Raw genomic sequence first — 22,297 nt, 5'->3', positions numbered from 1 at the left:
TCACTTTTTTTCTGCTATACTTTTATTTTTTTTTCCCTGTTTTTCCGGTTCTTCCTTGATGATTTCCGAATCCAAAAGAATTCTAACCGCTGGTGATTCATCGTCTTCAAACTGTCCCTTTTTCGCATTCACTATAAAAATGATCAAAAAGATAACAGCTAAAGTTACACTGCAAAGAATCATTAAATATAAGATGTCCATTTTTATGCAATATTAACGTATAAAACGCCCCCAAATTTAGCGAAAAATAATGATAATAATCATTAAATGTTAAATTTAGTTAATTTAAAATATTTCTAAATAAAAATCAGGTCACTTACTTCCTGATTTTAAAGTACTTTGTGCTTCTAGCCCAAGTTGCAATCGAAGTAAACCCCACAACACTGATCGAACTGATCGGCATCAAAATCGCAGCGAAAATGGGAGACATATGACCGGTCACAGCAAATCCTAAACCGATGATGTTGTACATAAAACTGATCCCAAAAGTGAATTTTACAATTCGCATTGCATCTTTCGAAAACAGCAAATACTTATCAAAAAGTTCAAGTTTATCACCAGACATGATCACATCCGAAGAAGGCGTGAAAGAATTGGTGTCATCAGCAATCGCGATTCCTACATTACTTTGTTTTAGAGCTCCGGCATCATTCAAGCCATCACCCAGCATCGCAACTTTATGCTGCTGATCTTGTAGATTCTTAATGTAATTCAACTTGTCTTCCGGACTTTGGTTGAATGCCATTCCCCTAACATTGGGTATCATTGATTTAAGTTGTTTTTCTTCCGAAGAATTGTCGCCGCTGAGAATGTGGATTTCATAGGAATTTAACTTCTGAAACAACGAATTCAAATTTGCCCGATATTCATTTTTGAAAATATATTTTCCTAAAAACTCCTCGTTTTTACTGATGTAAACTGCTGTTTCTAAGTTTTCGGAGACTTTCCCAACCAATTTTGCGGATCCTATCTTGTAATGATTTCCCCGAACCATGGCTTCGTAACCTTTCCCTGGAATTTCCCTGAAGTTTTCAATCGGAAAATATTCGTCATTCACCTCCAAATATTCATAAATTGATTTCGATAATGGATGGTTGGAATTTTTAAATAAACTTTTAATGTTTTTTAAGTCAAATTCTTGGAGTTCAGCGCCTTCATATTTAATATTTGATTTTTTGTGATGGGTAATGGTTCCGGTTTTATCGAAAACAAAAGTGTCTATTTTCGAAAGTTTTTCAATCGTGAGGGTGTCTTTTACATAGAATTTATTTCTACCCAAAATCCTCATCACATGTCCGAAAGTAAACGGAGCAGAGAGCGCCAAAGCGCACGGACAAGCGATAATAAGAATCGCGGCAATCACCTGAAACATTTTTTCGAAATCGATTCTTCCCCAGTATATTCCGGCAATTAATGTGATGCCTAAAATAATGAAAGTGAAGTATTTGGAGATTTCATTTGTTAAAGTGTCGAGTCCGGTTTCGTATTTTTTGAAGGCTTCCTTATTCCAAAGTTGAGTCAAATAACTTTGGTTTACCGTTTTGATGACTTCAAGTTCCAGCGCAGAACCTAATTGTTTTCCGCCGGCAAAGATCTTGTCGCCAGGTTTTTTCGGAATGGAGGCGCTTTCACCTGTGATAAAACTGTTGTCAATATTTCCTTCACCATTAATTAAGATTCCATCAACAGGGATAATTTCCTGGTTTCTTACCATAATTCTATCGCCGATTTGCAACTCCGAAAGCAAAATATTCTCTTGCTTTCCGTTGAAATCAACTTTTGTTACAGCGATCGGGTAAAAAGATTTGTAATCTCTGTCGTAGGCCAATGCACTATACGTTCTTTTTTGGAAAACTTTTCCGAGCAGCATGAAAAATAAAAGTCCACACAGCGTATCAAAATATCCGGCTCCATAATCTGTGACAACCTCATAAATACTGCGTCCATAGAGCATGATGATTCCCAAAACAATCGGTACATCAATATTTACTATTTTATTTTTCAAGCCATACCAAGCAGATTTAAAATAATCTGAAGCGGAATAAAAAACCACAGGAGTTGCCAAAAGAAACATGATGAATCGGAACAAATTCTTGTAGGTTTCCATCCAGTAATCGGTAGTTCCTGCCCATTGGCTCGTATATTCCGGTAAGCTGAAGAACATTCCATTCCCGAAAGCAAAACCGGCAATTGCCAATTTAATAAGCAAAGTTTTATCGAGGACTTCTTCTTTTTTGTCAGCAGTTTCTAGGTTCACAACCGGTTTATAACCTAAATTGGTGAGAAATTTTGCAAGTTCGCTGAGTTTTAATTCTTCGTGGTTGAAAGAAATTTGAACGTTTTTCCGGGTAAAATTTACTTGGGAATAATGGATATTTGGATTTAAAGTATGCAAACTTTCTAACAGCCAAATGCAAGAAGAGCAATGGATCACTGGTATTTTGAAAGTGACAAGACTGGTTTTGCCCTCAGAGAAATCGGTTATCGTACTGAAAATTTCTGGCGTATCGAGGTAGTCGAATTGGGATGTCTGCTCGTTATCTGGTCGAATTCCCGAGCGCTTATTGAGTTCGTAGAAATTACTTAAATTATTGATATTCAGTATTTCATAAACGGATTTACACCCATTGCAACAGAAGATTTTATCATCAAATGCAATGCGTTCTTTCTCAATATTCTGGCCACAATGAAAACAGTTTTCAGACACTTTCCTATAAATTTGACTTGCAAAATTATGATAAATAAATTTGTCTCTGGGGTTTAAAAAACCTATTTTTGCTGATAAATGTCATAAAATAATGTCTTTAGAAAAACAAACGCTCATTGAAGAAAATTTACAAAAAGTTTTCAGTGACGAATCCTTCAAAGAAATGCTCTCCCTGGAAGATTTTACTTCATACCTTTCCGCAAAACAAAATCTTAAATTTCATAAAGGAGAAACCATCTTCGAGGATGGTGGAACCCCAAATGGTGTTTATTTTTTAAGCAAAGGAACCGCAAAATTGTCTAAACAAGGGGTTTATGGCAAGGAACAAATTCTAAGATTCATAAAAGAAGGCGATTTAATTGGTTACCGATCTTTGCTTTGTGGCGAAGATTTTCAGGCAAAAGCTGAAGCAATGACCGAGGTGGAAGCACAGTTTTTACCTTCTGATATTTTCCTTCATCTTTTAGAAGTAGCTCCTAGACTTTCATTTGTAATGCTTCAGAAAATTGCTTTCGAATTGGGCGAGTCTGCAAACACCGTAACTTTCCTTGCACAAAAGACAGTTCGAGAAAGATTGGCGGAAATCCTTTTGCTCCTAGAACAAAAACTGGGAACGGATCCCGAGGGCTTCATCAAAATTTCATTGACCAGAGAAGAAATTGCAAACATCATCGGGACCGCTACCGAAAGTGCTATTCGATTAATTTCAGAATTTAAACAAGATGGTTTGATTGAGGTTGAAGGTAGAAATTTAAAAATATTAAATCACGATAAACTCATTAAATTAGGTCACGTTGTGATGTGATTTCAGAGGTGCTCTACGCCAAAAATCATCTCATAATATTCATTTTTAATAAAAGAAACCATGTCTGTACATTCAGAAATAAAAAAAATTACCACCGAAACTTTGCGAAAAATGAAATTCGACAAAGAAAAAATCACCATGCTTACTGCTTACGATTATACGACCGCAAAAATGGTAGATGCCGGTGGTGTAGATTCTATCCTGATCGGAGATTCAGCGGCAAATGTGATGGCGGGTTTCGAAACTACTTTGCCTATTACGCTAGATCAATTGATTTATCATACGCAATGCGTGGTTCGTGGCGTGGAAAGAGCACTTATTGTTGCTGATTTACCATTTGGTTCCTACCAAAGTAACTCGGAAAAAGCCTTGGAATCTGCGGTTAGAATGATGAAAGAAGGCGGTGCACATGCCATCAAAATTGAAGGTGGAGTAGAGATTCAAAAATCGATTAAGAAAATTATAAATGCCGGAATTCCTGTGATGGGACATTTGGGACTGACTCCGCAATCCATCTATCAATTCGGAACCTATAAAGTGAGAGCCAAAGAAGATGCAGAAGCCGAAAAACTGCTTTCTGATGCTAAACTTTTGGAAGATTTAGGATGTTTTGCTTTGGTTTTAGAAAAAATCCCTGCAGAGTTGGCTAAAAAAGTTTCAGAGAGCATCAGCATACCAACGATCGGGATCGGGGCCGGACCAGATTGCGACGGACAAGTGCTTGTGTACCAGGATATGGTGGGAATGAACCAAGGATTTTCACCGAAATTTTTAAGAAGATATCTCGATTTATACACCGAAATTACAGGAGCTGTTTCACAATATGTAAAAGACGTGAAAGCTGTTGATTTCCCTAACAAAAATGAAAGCTACTAAATGAATACCAATACTCAAACCATCCAAGGAATACTATCGATTGCCGCATTACTCTGCCTGATTGTAGGATTTTTCAATCTATTTTCCCCAGAAATCAATGATTTGCTTTACAACAAAATCTTTTATGTTTTAATCGGCGCAAGTTTCATTTTTCAAGCTCCAACATTGTTGAATAAAAATTTCATTTATCCAATGTATGCTGCTGCGGCCTTGTGTATTATTGGTGCGTTTTTACCTGAAAATTCCCAATTTTCTGCTATTAAAACCATTGGACTTTTCGCGGGTGTAATTATGTCGATTTTCAACCGACCGAGACAGCTAAAAAATTAAAAATCAGTACTTTCCTGATTTTAAAATTTCCTCAAAGTAATTTACCAATAGTACCCGCTCTGCTTTGGTGAGATTGGCTTCGGGATGTTGCGCAACATAACCCGCGAAAGGCATAGAGTAGTCTTTTACTGCATTTATACTATTTTCCAACATATTACGCTTTAAATCAGAATTGAATTTTCCCCATTCAGAAAAATTCAAATGCTCCCGACCTTCATTGATGTGGTGCTGTACCGACCACGAAATTGGCGCTACATAAGCATATTTTGGATAAACAGTTTCGTTGCTGTGGCAATCGTAACAAGCTTTTTTCAAGATTTGCTGAACGTTTTTGGGCGTATTGTAAACCGTAACGAAATTCTCTTGTTGATTCACAGGTTTTAAAGTTCTGTCCACCGGAATGAACTGGATCACTGCAAAAATAATTAGCGACCAATAAACAATTTTCTTGAAAGTTTTCATTAAGGTTGATTGGAAATTGGAGTGGTAGTGACGGTTTTTTCTGCGGGTTCCTGCGTTGAAATTGTTGGTTTCTCCTCGGTTTTTTTCAAATCCCAAGTCTCTCGAACTTCCCATAATGGACGAATTTCTACCGGTTTTTCAAATACGAAAACATCTTCTGCAAATTCTAATTTCCCGAAATCTGCCGAATCCCAAATTCCGTTTTCGTTATTATCGACCAAAATCCGCAATTTATATTTTCCGGGTTTCAAAGAATTAAATGTCATAACATTCTCCGTTCCGTATCGGGAATAGGCGACAGTACCGTTTTCGCTAAGGAGTTGAACCCAAAATTTCTGCGACGGAGCATTGGTGATTGACAACACAAATGTTCCGTAATTTTCCATTTTATCGGATTCAAAATCAAACCGATAAGATTTCGCAATGGTTTCATAAAACGAAGAAATACTTTCTTTCGGAACCGTCAACGAGTATTTTTTTCCTTCTTTAAAACTGGATTTTATGTGAATTTCATAAGGATTGTTGTCGGAAATTTTTGCAGTAAATTCTTGTTGGATGCTATCCGAAGCCAACGTCCATTTTTCAGGTTGAATTCGATCAATAAAATAATTCGAACTGATGACAAAATCCTGATTGGGTGGCAACAAATTTCCTTTTGCATTGCTAATCGACATCTCGTTTTTCGCGTTGTAGCGATAGAAGACAGAAACAGTATCTTGTTTTTTGCCATCGTCGTAGCTGAACTTCAGATTTTCGCTACTTTCAAGTCCGATGTTTTGTTTTTTAGCATTAAACCAAATATTGATTGAGTCCGATTTTGGCGAATGAGTAACTCTGTAATCTTGTAGTTTTTCATTTAATGAAAGTACTTTCACGGTTTCTGGATTGCCTTCGAAAGTCATTAGAATTCCTCCGGCAGTTTCCTTCATTTCGGCATATTTCTGCTCTTTTCGGGATGGAAAAAGATAAATTTTAAGGCCGGAAATGTTTTTATCTAACTTCACTTTTTCCTTCAAAAACCCGATTTTTTCTTTTCCCGGATCATATACCGAATTAGAATTGGCGTCGTCGAAAGCAATAATATGGTAATTTCCCGGCGACAGATAATTGAGTTCGAAATATCCATCTGGATCAGCTTTCGTGATGTAATAAGGCTTTTGGCGGTAATTCATCGTGTCTTTCTCCTGATAAAGTCCTACAACCAAGTTCGATTCTTCAGATTTTTTCTCTTTATCTTCAATTAAGCTTTTCAGCTCTCCGCTGATGTACAAATCGTCAATTTTTTCTCCTGTAGATAATGCAAAATTGTAATATCGAAGCGCATTTCCTTCGTTATTGTCAACAATTGCATTCCCGAAGTTGAAATTATAAGTAGTATTTGCTTGCAAAGTATCTTCCCACTTAATCAGCAAATATTTATTGGCCATTCCGGAAGGAATTATTTTGGTCATTTTCTTCAGCGGTGGCGAAATAATCAATTGTTTGTTGATATCTTTCAGCGTGATATATTCATCAAAATCGATGCGCAATTCTTTGATATCTCGCGGAACATTCACACGAGGCGTATCAATATTGGAACTTACGACTTTTGGGGGAATCGAATCTTTTGTGCCTCCGACTGGTGATCCAACCCGTGCGCAGGACAGCAAAATAAAATTGAGAATGACAAGAAAACACAATTTCTTCATTGAAATGTTTTGAACAAAATTAAGAAAATTATTCGCTGTACGATTCATTATTAGTATTTAGCGAATCTGTAGCGTTCGGAATTTTCGCTGCTTCCGTGTCAGTCATGATTTTCTGGAACTTTTCTTTCTCCACCGGGAAATTTTCAAACAGGCCGGAAAGCGCCAACGAAGTATAAACCCGATTAGAATATTTGTTTCCGATTGCGATAATGGTAACATTCGACTTCAGCAAATGCGCAAAAACCGAATTGGTTCCATGCCACCAACCGTTATGATAAGTGAGCTTTTCGTTATTGTCGAAAATCTTCATCCGGAAACCGAGTCCGTAGTTATTTACGCCTGGTTTTTCGTTGCTGTGTGGTTCGAAAACCATCTTTTTTAAATCTTCTCTAAGGAAATTTTCAGCGAACAATGCTTTAGAAAAATTCAGCAAATCCCGTGGAGTGGTGTAGACGTTTTTATCACCGTAAATCAAATCGAGGCGGTCGTAAGGATAAACACGTGGACCTCTTTGGTAAAAAGATTTCGCAGATCTTTCCATATCTTTTTCCTGAAGAATGTACGTATTTTTCATCTTCAGCGGTCGGAAAACAATTTGCTGCATCGCTTCGGGAAAAGGAGTTTTGGTAATTTTTTCTATTATTAAAGCCAACAATGCATAGTTCGTATTGCAATACATAAATCCCGTATTGGTCGGTCTTGCGAGTTCTGGTTGATAACGAATCAGAAGATTCAGCACATCCTGATTGGTGATGTATTTTTTGGTAAGTTCTGCAGGTTGTGGTTGAATTTTTTCAATGAAATGCTCATATTTTGGCAAACCGCTTCTTTGGGAAAGCAAGGTGAAAACCGTAACTTCCGGATAAGGGAATTTCGGGAAGAATTTAGTGAGTGGATCATCCAATTTCAGTTGGCCGGCTTCAACTAATTTCATCGTTGCCATCGCAGTAATGGATTTCGATATGGAGGCAACGTGAAGCGCAACGGTATCATTAATTGGGACTTGCTGATTGTCTTGTGCAAAACCGCGGTAGCTTTCGTAGAGGATTTGGTCGCCTTTTGCTACTAAAAATCCGCCCCACAAATCGCCTTTTACCCAAACTTTTTGGTAGTAATCATCAATTGCCGAAACTATGGAATCTTTGTTTTTTAGTTTGATGTCTTTATTTTTGAAAACATCATCCAGATCGACGTTTCCGTAATTGGGCAATGTGGTTTTTTGCTGGTTTTCTGCGGGATTTTCTTTTTTGCACGAAATAAGAGAACAACAAAGAATTAAAAGGAAAAATAATCTGCGGGATAACTTCATCTAAAAAATTTTATGAAAAAAAATCTCCGCAAGATAAGGGATTTTGCTAAAATTTTAGAGTTGGAAACTCATAAAGAATTGTTAAGAATTACGGAAATTGGGCAAGTATTTTATCCACAATGATTTGCGCCAATTTTTCTTTGCTTTGTATCGTCCAGCCTGCGATATGTGGCGTTACGATGGCGTTTTCCGATTGTAATAAGTATTCCAAATCTTCATTTTTCTCAGTGATATTTTCGAAAGATGGTTTCTCGAATTCCAAAACATCGAGGCAGACGGCTTTTATTTTTCCGGATTTCATCGCTTTTACCAAATCTTTCGTATTCACATTTTCTCCTCTGGCGGTATTGATGAAATAGAAGTTTTTCTTCATTCCGGCAATCATTTTTTCATTAAAAATATATCGCGTATCGGGAGTAATCGGCAGGTGCAGACTCAAAATATCCGCTTCTTCCTGAAGTTGTTTTAATGAAACTTGAGTTGCAAATTCATCGGAAAGATTGGGCAAAATATCATGGAAAATCACCTTAACTCCAAAACCCGACAGTCTTTTTGCCACGGCTTTTCCCATATTTCCGTACCCGATAATGCCGAAGGTTTTCCCTAGAAGTTCGTCACCGCGGTTTTCTTCACGTTTCCAAATTCCGTTTTTCACTTCGTTGGATGCGATGAAGAGTCGGTTCATCAAAATTAAAAGCATTCCCAACACGTGTTCCGCTACAGCATCCCGGTTTCCTTCTGGCGAACTGATTAATGATATTCCAGATTTGGTCGCAAATTCGCCATCGATGTTTTCCATTCCGGCACCGACTCGGGCAATGAATTTCAGGTTCCTACCGTGTTCCATAAAGTTGCGGTCAATGGGGATTCTGCTGCGGATAATGATGCCCTCGTACGCATCTATTTTTTTTAAAACTTCATCATAAGACGAGCTGAAATCATCATCAATTTCGAAACCTTTGGCAGAAAGTTGTTCGGTAATGAGCGGATGATTTTTATCCAGTTGAAGAATTTTCATTTTATTCTGAAAATAGTTTTTTTAATTCTACGGACTCCGAAGGTTTCATTCTTCCGGAAAGGATTAGTGAAAGTTCTTTTCTTCTCAATGCCGCATCAAATCTAAGTTTCTCTTCTTCGGTTTCGGGTTCGATTTTGGGAATCGGAATCGGGCGGTTGAATTCATCTACCGCTACAAATGTATAAATTCCTTCGTTGGTGTGCGTTTTTGTTTGATTAATGGGATCATCCAACCACACATCTACATAAATTTCCATCGAGGTAGAAAATGCCCGCGAAACTTTGGATTCCAACACTACTATTCCGCCTTCCGGAATCGGATGATTGAACGAAACATGGTTCACAGAAGCCGTTACCACGCGTCTTTCGCAATGTCTTGCCGCCGAAATCGATGCGCAACGATCCATTCTCGCGAGCAGTTCGCCTCCAAAAAGATTTCGGAGCGAGTTGGTTTCGTTGGGCAAAACGATATTTGTCATTACCGTTAATGATTCTGAGGCTTTCTTGATTTTTTCCATTTAGAAGTAGATTTTTTTTTCGAGCTCCACTTTTTTGCTGGAGCGATGGTTGTGGCTGTTGAATCTGTTTTTAAGGAATCTATGGCCAATTGCTTGACCACTGCGGAATCCGTTTTAGCTGATGGATTTTCAATTTTTTTTTCGATCGGCTTGCCGAAGCCTTTTTCAAAAGATTTCTGGCCGAAAATTATTTCCGGTTGCGATAAACCGAGGTAAGTAATCACGCCGATTCCCAATAGAACTGGAATGAGCCAGAAAATTGTTTTGCTGAAGCGATAGGGTTTTGCACCACCATCTACGCTTTCAATTGGCCGTGAGTTTTTAATTTGTGAAAGATTGATTTCTTCCAAACCATAAAAATCCGGCGATAAGTTTACAGTTCTTTCGCCTGTGAAGCGCAGTTTGCTGTCATCAAGAAAGAAAGTTCCTATGTTTTCGATGGCGATTTTACCGTCTTTTTCCAGGGTGGAGTTCCAAAAATTAGTGAGTTTTCTGAGTTCAATTTCGGCTTCAATTCGGGAAAGATTGTTTTGTTGGATAATAAAATCCGCCAGATTTTCATCTTTTTCAGAAGTTTCTGTACGAAAGGCAACCTCTTTTCCCGGCGGCAAAATATGAGCATTTTCATTGTCCAATGATGCATTGGTGTTCTTCAGATAGAAAACACCAAAACCCGGAATGTTCACATGACCATGCTTGTTGAGAAACTCGAGAATGAGAACTGGAAAATTCATATTTCGCAAATTTATGTTTTTTGAATGATTTATTCAAAAATAAAAAGATTTGTTGCGAAAAGCAGTCGTCAGCATAACCATTTCCAAGCTTTTGTTTGCTTTTTTGTTGGGTTTGTAGGTGTAAGGAAAGTCTGCTTATCCTACCAAAGCGATTACAATAATTAAGACAATTTGTAGCAGGCATTATGGTGGCTCATTTATTTACTGTCAACTTTTTTTCGAATTTGTTTTGATGATTATTTTATTTTTTGAGGCATAATACTTGCAACAGCTTTTGAAACAATCAAAAAACAAAATATTATGGCAAATGCACAATCACCGCACGAAGATCTAAGCGGAAAGACGGCAATTGAAAAAATTAAAGAAATCGCAGAATCTGCAGGTACCTGTTTTTTCTCAACAAATGTAAACAACGAGACAAAAAGTAGACCCATGGCTCTACAGGAAGTGGATGAACAGGGCAATCTTTGGTTTTTGAGCGATGTAAATAGTGATAAGAATCAAGATATCAAAAATGATTCTCATGTTGAACTTTATTTCATGAATAACTCAAAATACGAATACATTTTTATTAAGGGCAAAGCGAGTATTTCTCAGGATAAAGCACTTATTGAAAAGTATTGGACGAATTTTGCCAACGCTTGGTTCGATGGAAAAGATGATCCCAGTATTAGCGTAATTAAAGTTTCGCCAAACGATGGTTATTATTATGAAACTAAGGAAAATAAACTCATCGCAATGTCTAAGATGATTTTTGCGGCAGTTACGGGAAGCTCTATTGAAGACGGAGGTGTTGAAGGTAAACTAGATGTTTAGTGAAAAATTCATTACCATACCATCCTAAATACAATCAACTTTCGGCGGAAGAGGAGGCTCTATTAAGTGAAGCTTTGTCTTCCGTTGAGTTTTTTGTTAAAAGATCGAAGCGAATAAGCGACGTGAATTATGCCACCCGAGACGCTCATGCAAAGTCTTATGCATACATTAAAGCTGTTTTTGAGCCGTCCAATGATGAAGCCGTTAAAGAATTTTTTCCTCAGGAGTCATATGAGTCTACAGTCCGTTTATCGCATGCAAATCTTAAGATATCAAAATCGGATAAGCAACTTCCCGTCTTTGGCTTTGCATTGAAAATTTATAGAGCCGAATCGAAGGAAGTCAATTATCCGTTGGTTAATTTCCCCGTATTTCCTACAGATTCAGTCAAAGGATTTTTGAAGTTATTTATAAAAATCAATCAGTTTTTCACGAGTTCATTTTTACTAAAGCCGTTTAAAGTATTAGGAATTATTTCAGCAGTATCACCCATGTTTTTGGAAATGTTAAATCTCTCATTTTTCAAAGCGGTAAAAACTTGGGTTAAAAATTTTCACCATTTCATTTTAGCTAGAAGTTATTATTCGGTTGGAGTATATCGATTAGGAAATAAGATGATTAAATTGAAATTGGTTCCTAAACTTTTCGATCCCGAATTTAAAGTAAGTGAGTCCATTCATGAAAATGTGAAAGCCTATCTTCATCAAGAAAAATTGCAGTACGATATCTTTTATCAGCTAGCTTATAACGAAAAAGATCAACCCATAAATACTTTGACAAGAGGCTGGAAGAATACTGAATTCAAACATTTTGGAACATTAACTTGTTTGCAGGTTTTAGAAGAGAATGGTTTGGATTTGGAAAGACTATCATTCAATCCTTTTATAAATATGGTAGCGCTTCAACCTGTTGGTAAAATTCAACATCTCCGAAAGTCGGTTTACGAGAAATCAGGAAAAATGCGAAACAATTTAAATAGCTAATAAGTGGTTAAATCTCAGTTAGATGAAATTGAATATTTAAAGAATTATTTCTTTAAAGACTAATGACAAAGGTTTTTTGGCATCGCGTTTGTAAGTTTTTTAATAACTAAAATATTATTTATTAACATTAAAAAACAAAATATTATGGGAATTCTTACATGGATTATTTTCGGACTTATCGCAGGAGCAATTGCTAAAGCTATTCACCCAGGAGCGGATCCTGGCGGTTGGATTGTAACCATCCTTATCGGTATTATTGGTTCTGTTGTAGGAGGTTGGTTAGGTTCTATGATTTTTGGAGTAGACGTGACCGGTTTCAATATTTCAAGTTTTTTAGTAGCAATAGGTGGCGCAGTTATTTGTCTTGCGATTTATAGAATGGTCGCTAAATAAGCTTATCAGATCAATATTCTGATTCATAAAAGCCTCAGAGATCTGTGGCTTTTTTTACTAAAATTTTTTTAAACAAAATTCAATATCATGAAAAATACATCAGAAGTAGACTTAAGTTTAATTAATAAAACTGCGGTAATCACGGGCGCATCTAGCGGTGTCGGTCTTGCCACGGCACAATTATTCGCAAAAAATGGCTATCAAATTATTCTCGCTGCCAGAGGTGAGGAAGGTTTGCAAAAAGCTACCGACGAATGCCGAAGTCTTGGTGCGACGGCATTTTACAAAGCAACCGATATGGGTTCTGCTGAGGACGTGAAATCCTTGGTTGATTATACACTGGAAAAGTTCGGAAGAATAGATGTTTGGGTAAATAATGCCGGCGTTATGGCAAGCGGAAAATTTGAGGAAATCCCGATGGATATTAACGAACAAGTGATCAGAACCAACTTGATGGGGTATATGCATGGCGCGTACTACGTCTTGCCTGTTTTCAAAGAGCAAAATCAAGGAATACTTATCAATAATGTATCTATCGGTGGTTTTATGCCGGCACCCTTCAGTTCGGTTTATTCGGCGACAAAAACAGGGATTAAAGGCATGATGAGTGGTCTGCAAAGTGAATACAGTACATATCCTCAAATTCACATTTGCAATCTGTATCCACAGGTTCAGCGTTCAACAGGAAATATGCATTCGGCAAAATATTCAGGATTAGATTTTAAAATTCCGCCTTTCGCTGCCGATCCAAAAGATACCGCAAAGGCAATCTTTAATCTTGTGGAAAATCCGAAAAAAGATAAATTCCCAGATGTCAGTTCGTACCTAATCAAATTCGCACACGATTTATTTCCACATGGCGTAACCAATTTGGCAACTGGCGGACTGCGAATGATGATGAAAATGAATAAAAATAATGCCGACGACAGCGGAAATATTTTAGAGCCATCACAATATCCACACCGAGTTTATGGCGAAACAAGCTTACCTGTGCCTTCAAAAACAACGAAAAAAGTGTTGGCAGTATCTTTATTACTAGGCGCAGGATTAATTTATTTTAAGCAGAAAAAGAATAAATAAAATCGCCGACTAGAATTATTTGTGTATTAAAGTTTCCTAAATCTTTGTAATCCTAAATCAAAACAATGTTGCTTAAATTCACATCCAAAGGCATTTATTGCGTTCCGGGTAAATTTTATATTGACCCGTGGCGACCTGTGGATTTAGCGGTCATCACGCACGGTCATGCCGATCATGCCCGCGGTGGAATGAAAAAATATCTGTGTCATCAATTTACAAAACCGATTCTCTATTCCAGAATTGGTCGCAATATTGAATGCCAAGGCGTGGAGTACGGCGAGGTCCTAAATATCAACGGCGTCAAAGTTTCTCTTCATCCTGCAGGACACATCATTGGCTCAGCGCAAATCAGGATGGAGTATAAAGGTTACGTGGCGGTGATTTCGGGAGATTATAAAATTCAGGATGACGGTTTGTCAACTCCTTTTGAGTCGGTAAAATGCCACGAATTTGTTTCGGAAAGTACCTTCGGACTTCCCGTTTACAACTGGCTTTCTGTGGAGGATCAGGAAAAACAAATGCGAAATTGGGTAGAGCACAATCGAGCCAATGGTAAAACTTCCGTATTCATTGGTTATTCTTTGGGAAAATCGCAACGCATCATGAAAGCTTTGGAAGGTGTGGGCGAGCTTAATGTTCATTATTCTATTGCAAAACTCAATGAAGCTTACGAAAGTGTTGGCGTTCATCTTCCCGGCTATAATGTGGTGGATTTGCGCGAAGAGAAAAAACATCTCAATGGTAAAATTGTGATTCTTCCGCCTGCTTTGGTGGATAATCCAGCGATGAAGAAAATTCCGAATATGGCTTATGCAATTTGTTCAGGTTGGATGCAGATTCGTGGGGCAAGGCGTTGGCGAAGTGCCGATGCGGGTTTTGCAATGAGTGATCACGCCGATTGGCAGGGTTTAATTGAAGCTATTAAAGCCACCGAAGCCGAAAAAGTACACATCACACACGGTCAAACAGCTGTTTTCTCAAAATATTTGAATGAAATTGGAATTAATGCCGACGAAATTAAAACAGAGTTTGGTGACGATGAAGAGAAAACCGACATCGATGAAAGTATTTAGAACTAGCTATTTAATTATATGAAAAACTCATCAGTTCGAATGGAATTCAGAAAGAATTTTGTATCGAGAAATTCTATTTTTTTGAGCTTTAAAATAAGTTCACGACACAATTTTCATTCATTTTATTTCGGAAAATAACTACAACTGAAGTATCCTAGATTTAAAAAACAGGTCAAAAAATATTTAGGTTTAAAGAAATGAAAGATTTTGCCGCTTTAATCAATGCGCTCGACAGCACCAATAAAACTTCCTTAAAGCAGGAAGCGATTTCCGAGTTCCTGAAAGTGGCGTCTTCACAAGATAAATTGTGGTTTCTTGCTTTGTTTACAGGCAAAAAACCCAAGCGAAATGTCAACTCCACCTTTATGAAAACCTGGGCGATGGAAGTGGCCAACATTCCCGAATGGCTTTTTGTTGAAAGTTATTCTTCTGTGGGCGACTTGGGAGAAACGATTTCCCTCATTTTACCGCCGCCCACCGATAAAATCGAAATGTCGCTGTCCGAATGGATGCAAAAAATCATTGATTTAAAAAATTTTCCTGAAGCCGATAAAAAAGAATTTGTGTTGAACGCGTGGTCACATTTGGATTATGTCGAGCGATTTATTTTCAATAAATTATTAGGGGGCAGTTTCCGAATTGGTGTTTCCTCTAAAACTTTAATCAACACCTTAGCAAAACATTATGACCTGGATCCCAGCGCAGTAACACACAGCATTATGGGCCACTGGAATCCCGATGAGGTTGATTTTGAACATCTTGTAAAAGGGGAATACACCGAAACGCACCTCTCAAAACCGTATCCGTTCTGCCTGGCTTATGCTTTGGAAAAAGATCTAAATGACTTGGGAGCGCCCGAAAATTGGTTGATTGAATATAAATGGGACGGAATTCGTGGGCAGTTTATTAAAAGAAATGATGAGGTTTTTATTTGGTCGCGAGGCGAAGAATTGGTTACGGATCAGTTTCCCGAAATTCGTGATGAGCTTTTGCAGTGGAATGGGAATTTTGTGATTGATGGTGAAATTTTGGCTTTCAAAGACGATAAAGTCCTTAATTTTAATGAACTTCAAAAACGACTCAACCGTAAATCATTAACCAAAAAAATGTTGGAAGAAATTCCGATTGTAGTTTTCGCTTACGATCTTTTGGAATGGGAAGGCGAGGATTATCGGTCTAAAAAGATGTTGGAAAGACGTCTAAAGCTTGAAGAATTACTCGAAAATCATCCATCTGATAAAATCCGAATTTCGGAGAAGATTGTTTTTGAAAATTGGGATCAGCTGGGCGAAATCCGAGAAAATGCACGGGATATCAACAGCGAAGGTTTAATGTTAAAAAACTACCATTCGCCTTACCACACGGGCAGAAAAAAAGGGGATTGGTGGAAGTGGAAAATCGATCCTTTGACGATTGATGCAGTTCTTATTTATGCCCAGAAAGGAAGCGGACGAAGAAGCGGATTTTACACTGATTACACTTTTGCGGTGAAAAAAGAAGGAACATTGGTGACGGTTGCCAAGGCGTATTCGGGTTTAACAGATAAAGAAATTCAAGAAGTAAGCAAATTCATTTCAAAAAATACCGTAGAAAAATTTGGTCCCGTGCGTACCGTGAAGCCCGAATTGGTTTTTGAACTGGCTTTCGAAGGCATTGGTTTCAGCAGTCGGCATAAATCGGGCGTTGCATTGCGTTTTCCTCGAATTTTACGATGGCGACGAGATAAAACTGCGGACCAGATTGATGATATCGAAGATATAAAAAAACTCATTACGTGACCCAAAAATTTCAACAATCGGAAGGTTATCAACTCGTCCAAAAATGGATGACTGAAAAAGGAATGTTGGCTTTTTCTTTTCAGAACGAAGCGTGGCAGCGCTTTTCCAACGGTTATTCGGGAATGGTTGTTGCTCCGACGGGTTTCGGAAAAACATACTCGATTTTTTTAGCGGTCATCGTCGATTTCTTTAATCATCCTGAAAATTACAAATCCGGATTAAAACTTATTTGGGTAACACCTCTGCGTTCCCTGGCCAAAGATTTGGCCCGAGCAATGCAGGAAGCCATCAACGAAATCGGTCTGGATTGGGTGGTAGAAGTGCGAAATGGCGACACGGATTTCAAACAAAAGATGCGACAAACCAAGAATATGCCCGATATTCTGCTGGTAACGCCGGAGAGTTTGCACTTGCTGCTCGCTCAAAAAGAACATCAACGATTTTTCAAAAATCTAAAATGTGTAGCGGTAGACGAATGGCACGAATTGCTGAGCACCAAACGTGGCGTTATGGTTGAGTTGGCATTAGCAGCTTTAAAATTTGAAAATCCTAAGATAAAAATATGGGGCATCACGGCGACGATCGGGAACTTAGATCAAGCCCTGGAAGTATTGATTCCCGATGCCACTAAAAGAACGAAAGTGGTTGCCAAAGAGCAAAAAAAGATAGAAATTCTTTCTGTTTATCCTCCTGAAGTCGAAATTTTGCCATGGGCAGGGCATTTAGGTGGCAAATTGGTGCAGGAAGTGGTTCCTATTATTCTCAACAGCAAATCTACATTGATTTTTACCAACACGCGTAGTCAGTCGGAAATGTGGTACCAACTGCTTTTGGAAGCTTATCCTGATTTTGCGGGACAAATCGCTTTGCATCATAGTTCTATTGATGCCAATCTTCGGCAATGGGTGGAAGAAAATCTGAGTTCTGGTTTATTGAAAGCAGTGGTTTCAACCTCGTCCTTGGATTTGGGTGTTGATTTTAAACCAGTTGATACCGTCATCCAAATTGGCTCCAGTAAAGGTGTTGCACGGTTTATGCAAAGAGCGGGGAGGAGTGGGCATTCCCCTTTTGAAACCTCAAAAATTTATTTCGTTCCCACACATTCCTTAGAGTTGATTGAAGCATCGGCATTAAAAGAAGCGGTAAGATTGAGAATCATCGAGCATCGAGAACCCTTTGTTTTAGCTTTCGATGTACTCGTGCAGTTTTTGGTAACTTTGGCTCTGGGTGGCGGATTTTATCCCGATCAACTTTTTCCGTTGATAAAAAATACCTATGCTTTTTCTGAGATTACGGAAGACGAATGGAAATGGTGCATTTATTTTATTACTCAAGGAGGAAAAACAGGAAAAAATTACGAAGAATTCCATAAAGTGGTTCCTCAAGAAGATGGTAAACTGATCGTGGAAAAACGTAAAATTGGAATGCTCCATCGGATGAATATCGGTGCAATCGTTAGCGACTCCATGTTGCGAGTGAAATTTCTTTCAGGCGGTTACGTAGGGATGATTGAAGAATATTTTATCTCAAAGCTTCACAAAGGCGACAAGTTTATTTTGGCCGGCAGAATCTTGGAATATGCTATGCTTAAAGAAATGACGGTTTACGTGAAATCATCGAGTGGAAAGGCGATAACGCCGAGTTGGTTGGGCGGAAGATTGCCACTTTCATCCAATTTAAGTTTCTTTTTGCGTAAAAAATTGGCCGAGTCGCTTTCTCCCAATGCTCGTGAAAAAGAGCTGCGGTTTCTGCATCCGCTTTTAGCCAATCAGAATGAATTTTCGCACATTCCCAAAGAAGACGAATTTTTAGTGGAACAAATCAAAACCCGTGAAGGTTATCATCTGTTTTTTTATCCTTTTGAAGGGCGTTTGGTACACGAAGTGATGGCCGGTTTATTGGCGTATCGCATTTCAAAATTATATCCCATCAGTTTTTCGATGGCGATGAATGATTACGGTTTTGAATTGTTTTCCGACCGTGAAATCAAACTATCAGAAAAAGATTTACATCAAATATTATCCAAAGAAAACCTGATGCAAGACGTTATCAGTAGCGTAAATGCTACCGAAATGGCAAGACGAAAATTTCGTGATATTGCTGTAATTTCGGGAATGGTTGTACAAACGATGCCCGGGCGCCAGGTAAATAACAAATCTTTGCAATCCTCTTCTGGCATTATTTTTTCGGTGTTGGAAGATTATGATCCTGAAAATTTGTTGCTGAGGCAGGCCTACACCGAAGTCTTCAATCAACAATTAGAAGAAGCACGGTTGGTAAGTGCTTTCGAGAGAATTAGCACGAGTAAAATTGTATATATTTTCTCCGATCGGTTTACGCCATTAAGTTTTCCGATTAAAGTGGACAGTTTGCGACAATCCTTGTCTAGCGAAGATTTGGCCACACGAATTCGAAAAATGCAGGAGAACAATTTGAAGAAAAAAAGCAGAAAAAAATGATGCTTGCAGAAAAGAAAATACTCATTAGAAATCAAAGTTTTATTTTAACCAATCAGCGTGCGATGTTTTGGGAAGAATCTTCTGCGTTGATTTTTTCCGATTTGCATTTGGGCAAAACCGCTCATTTTAGAAAAAACGGGATTGCATTACCCGACAATTTAATTCAGAATGATTTGCAACGCTTGGGTGATTTGATTCATCATTTTCAACCTCAAAAATTAATAATCGTTGGGGATTTTTTACATGCAGGAAAGAACTCCGAATTGTATATTTTTCATACGTGGAAAATTCAATTCCCGATTCTTAAAATTATTTTGATTAAAGGAAATCACGATCGACTGTCTAAAGACCATTTGCAAAAATTGGGTGTGGATGAAATTTATGCAACGTATGAAGAAGACGAGTTAATTTTCAGTCATGAAAAACTAGAAAATCAGGAAAAATTTGTGATTTCAGGACATTTTCATCCTGGAGTTCGAGTGAAAACTGCAGTACATCGGTTTTTGAGATTTCCAAGTTATATTGTAACTCCGCAACAACTGATCTTGCCAGCTTTCAGCTCTTTTACGGGATTAGACACTAAGAATCACCCCGAAAAATGTCAATATTTCTTTTTTACTGAAGACGGACTTTATGAAATTTGAGAAATTCCCTCCTTTCCCGAGACTATTGTTCTTTATTGCATTAAGAAATTACAAAGATTGGCGTAAAATAGACTTATTAAAATCATCAATAACTCAAAAGCTCAGCGTAGGCTCTTTCTGCTCCTTTTAGACTTCGGCATTTTGTTCTTCAGTAAAGTAAGTGTTGATGATGGAAGTGAAATTTTTCTTAAACGTGCCAATTTGGTCACCGTACATTCCAAAATAATTAAAATCAACAGTCTTTCATAATAAAATCATAATGGAAGATAAAAAAAATCTTCATTGCAAGGTAGGTATTTTAATTGGGAATAATTATTTTAATGTTACTAACTGAAAATTTGTCAACGATAATAAAATTTATTTAATTATTTAGAATGAATTTAAGCTTAGAAAAAGGCTCTATGGAGTTCTTTTTGATAGTTAAAAGGCATATTAAAATCAACACAATTATGGATACAAAAAGAATTTCAGCCAATTTAGAAAACGCGATGAGTGCACAAATGAATGTTGAAGATTTACAGTCTCATGTTTATCTCTCTTACGGAATTTGGGCGGCAGATCAAGGTTACGGCGGTATTGCCAATTTCTTGTTCCGCCACGCGCAGGAAGAGAGAGATCACGCGATTAAATTTATGAGTTATATCCTGAACAGAGGTGGCAAACCAAAAGTGGAAGCGCTTCCTGCTCCAGGTGAAGATCCTAAAAACCTGACAGACTGCTTTAATTTGGTATTTAAACATGAAGTGGACAATACTGAAAAAATATATGCCCTAGTGGATATGGCGATGGCAGAAAAAGATTGGGCTAGCTACAATTTCTTGCAATGGTTTGTGAAAGAGCAGATTGAAGAAGAAACTTTAGCCATGAATCTAATTGACAAATTAAAGATTGCCGGCGGTGACCAAGCAACAGATGAATCCTTATTTAACCTGGATAAAACTTTGGAGAAAATGCCAGATGATGCAGATCTTGCAAGGGATGCAACAGCAGAGAATCCATAAAAATTCTCTTAAAAATAAAAAAAGCAGTTTATCAAAAATAGGCTGCTTTTTTTATGAATATAATAAAATTTGCTGTTGGTTCAGCTCTGTAACAAAGCTCGCGAAGCTTCCGTTCAGCAGGAGTGTATCTCAGGTTTTTTTATTATTTATTTTGCGTCGGTGATTTTTACAATTCAGTGTTGGTTTTTCAAGTCAAAAATGGTTTTGAGTTTGTAATATATTGGTCCTTTGAAGAAAAGCCTAACCAAAAAAATATGACAGAAAGCTTTAGATAAACTTTATCTTCATTTATTTTTAAGTATTTAGTAATTTCTTCAAATTCGTTCTTAAATTCCTGGATTTTCAAAAAATTTCTGCTAACACTTCGACGCTAAGTGCAATTGCGTCTTTCGAAGAAAGTTGCGTCTGAAGAATGCGAAGTTACTTTAAAAATTTATATTTACATTACAGACAATGAAGCAATTGCTTCTAAGCGGCTGTTGGCTGAAGTGCGTGCTTTGTACTTAATTGCCTTTTGGAACAGGTTAGCAAACTTTATAACCTTAAAATTGTCAAGTTTATTTGGTGAATTTTTTAAATATATCAGTAATTTTAAGTGTAACAGAATAAATGTATAACTGGAATATATGAGTAGAGGATTTGTGAAAGAAGGTGATCAGGAGGAACTCCCGATGATTCCGCCCCGCGCCGATTTACCGCCCGGTACGGTAAACTTCGTTACAGAGTTCGGATACAGTCAGTTACTCGCCGAACGTGATCAAATGATTCATGAGCGCGACAATACTTTGATTTCGGACGAGAATGAAAATCGTATTGCCGTAAATTTAATCAATGCGAAATTGCAATTGTTACTCGATCGAATTTCGTCTGCGAAAATTGTTAATCTGGCCAAACAACCAAAAAATATTGTTAGGTTCGGTGCTGAAGTGTACTTTAAGGTTGATTCCGATCCCAAAATCCAGCACTATCAAATCGTGGGCGTCGATGAGGCAAATGTTGCAGAAGGAAAAATAGCGTTTACCTCTCCGCTTGCGAAAATCTTTATGGACAGAAAGGTAGGCGATCGCGTGATATTGAAATTGGGAAAAGCGGAAAAGCAATTTGAAATTGTGTCAATAAAATACTGATGGATTTATAAAGTGTCTGACTTTTGATTTGGATTTGGTCGCCGATCGCATTGCTACTATCGGAAAACGGCGTAGCGGATTTCGGAGCACAAAACAGTCAACCAGCACTACACTTGAATAGAAGCGCAAAGCTCCAAGTTTGCACGTCATCCCGCCTTTTGCAAATACTATGTGCCTGTTGCACAACCTCTTTTCAAAGATACGGTAAAAAGATTTCAGAAATAGAAAATGTGGTTATAAACGGGTTTAAAATATTGAAAATCAATTGTATATATCGTTTATTCTCCGTAAATTAGCGTATGCAAGGCAGAAAAACATTTGAACCGAAAATCTTCTACGAACTCAGCCTGGAGGGGCTCGTTCCCCAGGATGATTTCTACCGTAAAATCAGTCAGGAAGTACCCTTTAGCTTCCTCTACAAGTCAACCTCTCATTATTACGGCCGTTGCGGGCAGGACAGCATCGATCCTGTGGTCTTTTTCAAGATACTGTTAGTG

General features: G+C 37.8%; 21 protein-coding genes and 1 pseudogene. 14 read left to right on the top strand and 8 right to left on the bottom strand.

Annotation, left to right across the window (positions count from 1 at the left end; translation table 11 throughout):
- Positions 1-201, bottom strand: coding sequence for a cbb3-type cytochrome oxidase assembly protein CcoS (gene ccoS / locus AP75_RS07565; RefSeq protein ID WP_088264087.1), 201 nt, complete (start codon positions 199-201; stop codon positions 1-3).
- Positions 202-316: 115 nt separating this feature from the next.
- Entirely contained in the window at positions 317-2,707 is a 2,391-nt protein-coding gene (locus tag AP75_RS07560) for a heavy metal translocating P-type ATPase (RefSeq protein WP_088264085.1), read from the bottom strand.
- A gap of 91 nt (positions 2,708-2,798) precedes the next feature.
- Between AP75_RS07560 and AP75_RS07555 the strand changes: the two genes are divergently transcribed.
- From AP75_RS07555 to AP75_RS07545, 3 genes are read left to right on the top strand one after another with little or no spacing between them, the layout of a single operon-like run.
- The gene (locus AP75_RS07555) at positions 2,799-3,512 is read left to right on the top strand and encodes a Crp/Fnr family transcriptional regulator (protein ID WP_031501303.1); all 714 of its coding nucleotides are present in this window, start codon (positions 2,799-2,801) and stop codon (positions 3,510-3,512) included.
- 60 nt (positions 3,513-3,572) lie between these two features.
- Entirely contained in the window at positions 3,573-4,388 is an 816-nt protein-coding gene (gene panB, locus AP75_RS07550; RefSeq protein WP_088264083.1) for a 3-methyl-2-oxobutanoate hydroxymethyltransferase, read from the top strand.
- Positions 4,389-4,718 carry a hypothetical protein gene (locus AP75_RS07545; RefSeq protein WP_031501302.1) on the top strand — a complete coding sequence of 110 codons (330 nt, stop codon included), beginning with the start codon at positions 4,389-4,391 and terminating at the stop codon, positions 4,716-4,718. It abuts the gene before it with no gap.
- 3 nt (positions 4,719-4,721) lie between these two features.
- Here the strand turns inward: AP75_RS07545 and AP75_RS07540 are convergent, their stop codons facing one another.
- From AP75_RS07540 to AP75_RS07515, 6 genes are all read right to left on the bottom strand, one after another.
- Entirely contained in the window at positions 4,722-5,180 is a 459-nt protein-coding gene (locus AP75_RS07540) for a heme-binding domain-containing protein (RefSeq protein ID WP_088264081.1), read from the bottom strand.
- Complete coding sequence (locus tag AP75_RS07535; protein WP_031501301.1) at positions 5,180-6,868, bottom strand: Ig-like domain-containing protein; 1,689 nt, start codon at positions 6,866-6,868, stop codon at positions 5,180-5,182. The genes AP75_RS07540 and AP75_RS07535 overlap by 1 nt, the downstream gene beginning before the upstream one ends.
- 28 nt (positions 6,869-6,896) lie before the next feature.
- Positions 6,897-8,177, bottom strand: a complete 1,281-nt coding sequence (locus AP75_RS07530) for a serine hydrolase domain-containing protein (protein WP_088264079.1) — start codon at positions 8,175-8,177, stop codon at positions 6,897-6,899.
- Between the two features lie 88 nt (positions 8,178-8,265).
- Entirely contained in the window at positions 8,266-9,195 is a 930-nt protein-coding gene (locus AP75_RS07525) for a 2-hydroxyacid dehydrogenase (RefSeq protein WP_031501300.1), read from the bottom strand.
- A gap of 1 nt (position 9,196) precedes the next feature.
- The gene (locus tag AP75_RS07520; protein WP_031501299.1) at positions 9,197-9,712 is read right to left on the bottom strand and encodes an acyl-CoA thioesterase; all 516 of its coding nucleotides are present in this window, start codon (positions 9,710-9,712) and stop codon (positions 9,197-9,199) included.
- Complete coding sequence (locus tag AP75_RS07515; protein ID WP_031501298.1) at positions 9,679-10,446, bottom strand: HU domain-containing protein; 768 nt, start codon at positions 10,444-10,446, stop codon at positions 9,679-9,681. The genes AP75_RS07520 and AP75_RS07515 overlap by 34 nt, the downstream gene beginning before the upstream one ends.
- 300 nt (positions 10,447-10,746) lie before the next feature.
- Here AP75_RS07515 and AP75_RS07510 point away from each other — a divergent pair, with 300 nt between their 5' ends.
- The 11 genes and pseudogenes from AP75_RS07510 to AP75_RS14095 all read left to right on the top strand — a co-directional run.
- The gene (locus AP75_RS07510) at positions 10,747-11,262 is read left to right on the top strand and encodes a pyridoxamine 5'-phosphate oxidase family protein (protein ID WP_031501297.1); all 516 of its coding nucleotides are present in this window, start codon (positions 10,747-10,749) and stop codon (positions 11,260-11,262) included.
- Positions 11,262-12,245, top strand: a complete 984-nt coding sequence (locus tag AP75_RS07505) for a catalase family protein (RefSeq protein ID WP_031501296.1) — start codon at positions 11,262-11,264, stop codon at positions 12,243-12,245. The genes AP75_RS07510 and AP75_RS07505 overlap by 1 nt, the downstream gene beginning before the upstream one ends.
- 144 nt (positions 12,246-12,389) lie before the next feature.
- Positions 12,390-12,638, top strand: coding sequence for a GlsB/YeaQ/YmgE family stress response membrane protein (locus tag AP75_RS07500; RefSeq protein WP_031501295.1), 249 nt, complete (start codon positions 12,390-12,392; stop codon positions 12,636-12,638).
- Positions 12,639-12,725: 87 nt separating this feature from the next.
- The gene (locus AP75_RS07495; protein ID WP_031501294.1) at positions 12,726-13,718 is read left to right on the top strand and encodes an SDR family NAD(P)-dependent oxidoreductase; all 993 of its coding nucleotides are present in this window, start codon (positions 12,726-12,728) and stop codon (positions 13,716-13,718) included.
- A gap of 65 nt (positions 13,719-13,783) precedes the next feature.
- A complete protein-coding gene (locus AP75_RS07490; RefSeq protein ID WP_031501293.1) occupies positions 13,784-14,791 on the top strand; it encodes a ligase-associated DNA damage response exonuclease in 1,008 nt (335 codons plus the stop codon).
- Between the two features lie 197 nt (positions 14,792-14,988).
- The gene (locus AP75_RS07485; protein WP_088264077.1) at positions 14,989-16,569 is read left to right on the top strand and encodes an ATP-dependent DNA ligase; all 1,581 of its coding nucleotides are present in this window, start codon (positions 14,989-14,991) and stop codon (positions 16,567-16,569) included.
- Positions 16,566-19,028 (top strand): ligase-associated DNA damage response DEXH box helicase, encoded by a 2,463-nt coding sequence (locus tag AP75_RS07480; RefSeq protein ID WP_262488054.1) that lies wholly within the window; start codon positions 16,566-16,568, stop codon positions 19,026-19,028. Before AP75_RS07485 ends, AP75_RS07480 begins: the two co-directional genes overlap by 4 nt.
- Positions 19,025-19,672: a ligase-associated DNA damage response endonuclease PdeM gene (gene pdeM / locus AP75_RS07475; protein ID WP_031504685.1), complete on the top strand. Its 648-nt coding sequence runs from the start codon at positions 19,025-19,027 to the stop codon at positions 19,670-19,672. The genes AP75_RS07480 and pdeM overlap by 4 nt, the downstream gene beginning before the upstream one ends.
- 449 nt (positions 19,673-20,121) lie before the next feature.
- Positions 20,122-20,673, top strand: a complete 552-nt coding sequence (locus AP75_RS07470; RefSeq protein ID WP_088264126.1) for a ferritin — start codon at positions 20,122-20,124, stop codon at positions 20,671-20,673.
- A gap of 626 nt (positions 20,674-21,299) precedes the next feature.
- Positions 21,300-21,800: a GreA/GreB family elongation factor gene (locus AP75_RS07465; RefSeq protein WP_088264076.1), complete on the top strand. Its 501-nt coding sequence runs from the start codon at positions 21,300-21,302 to the stop codon at positions 21,798-21,800.
- A gap of 299 nt (positions 21,801-22,099) precedes the next feature.
- Positions 22,100-22,297: pseudogene (locus AP75_RS14095) on the top strand (IS1182 family transposase); the annotation flags it as partial.

The organism is Kaistella haifensis DSM 19056, assembly GCF_000735695.2.
In the GTDB taxonomy this organism is placed as follows: Bacteria; Bacteroidota; Bacteroidia; order Flavobacteriales; family Weeksellaceae; genus Kaistella; species Kaistella haifensis.
Note: the sequence above shows the minus strand (reverse complement) of the source record. Positions and strands in the feature narration are given on the sequence as shown.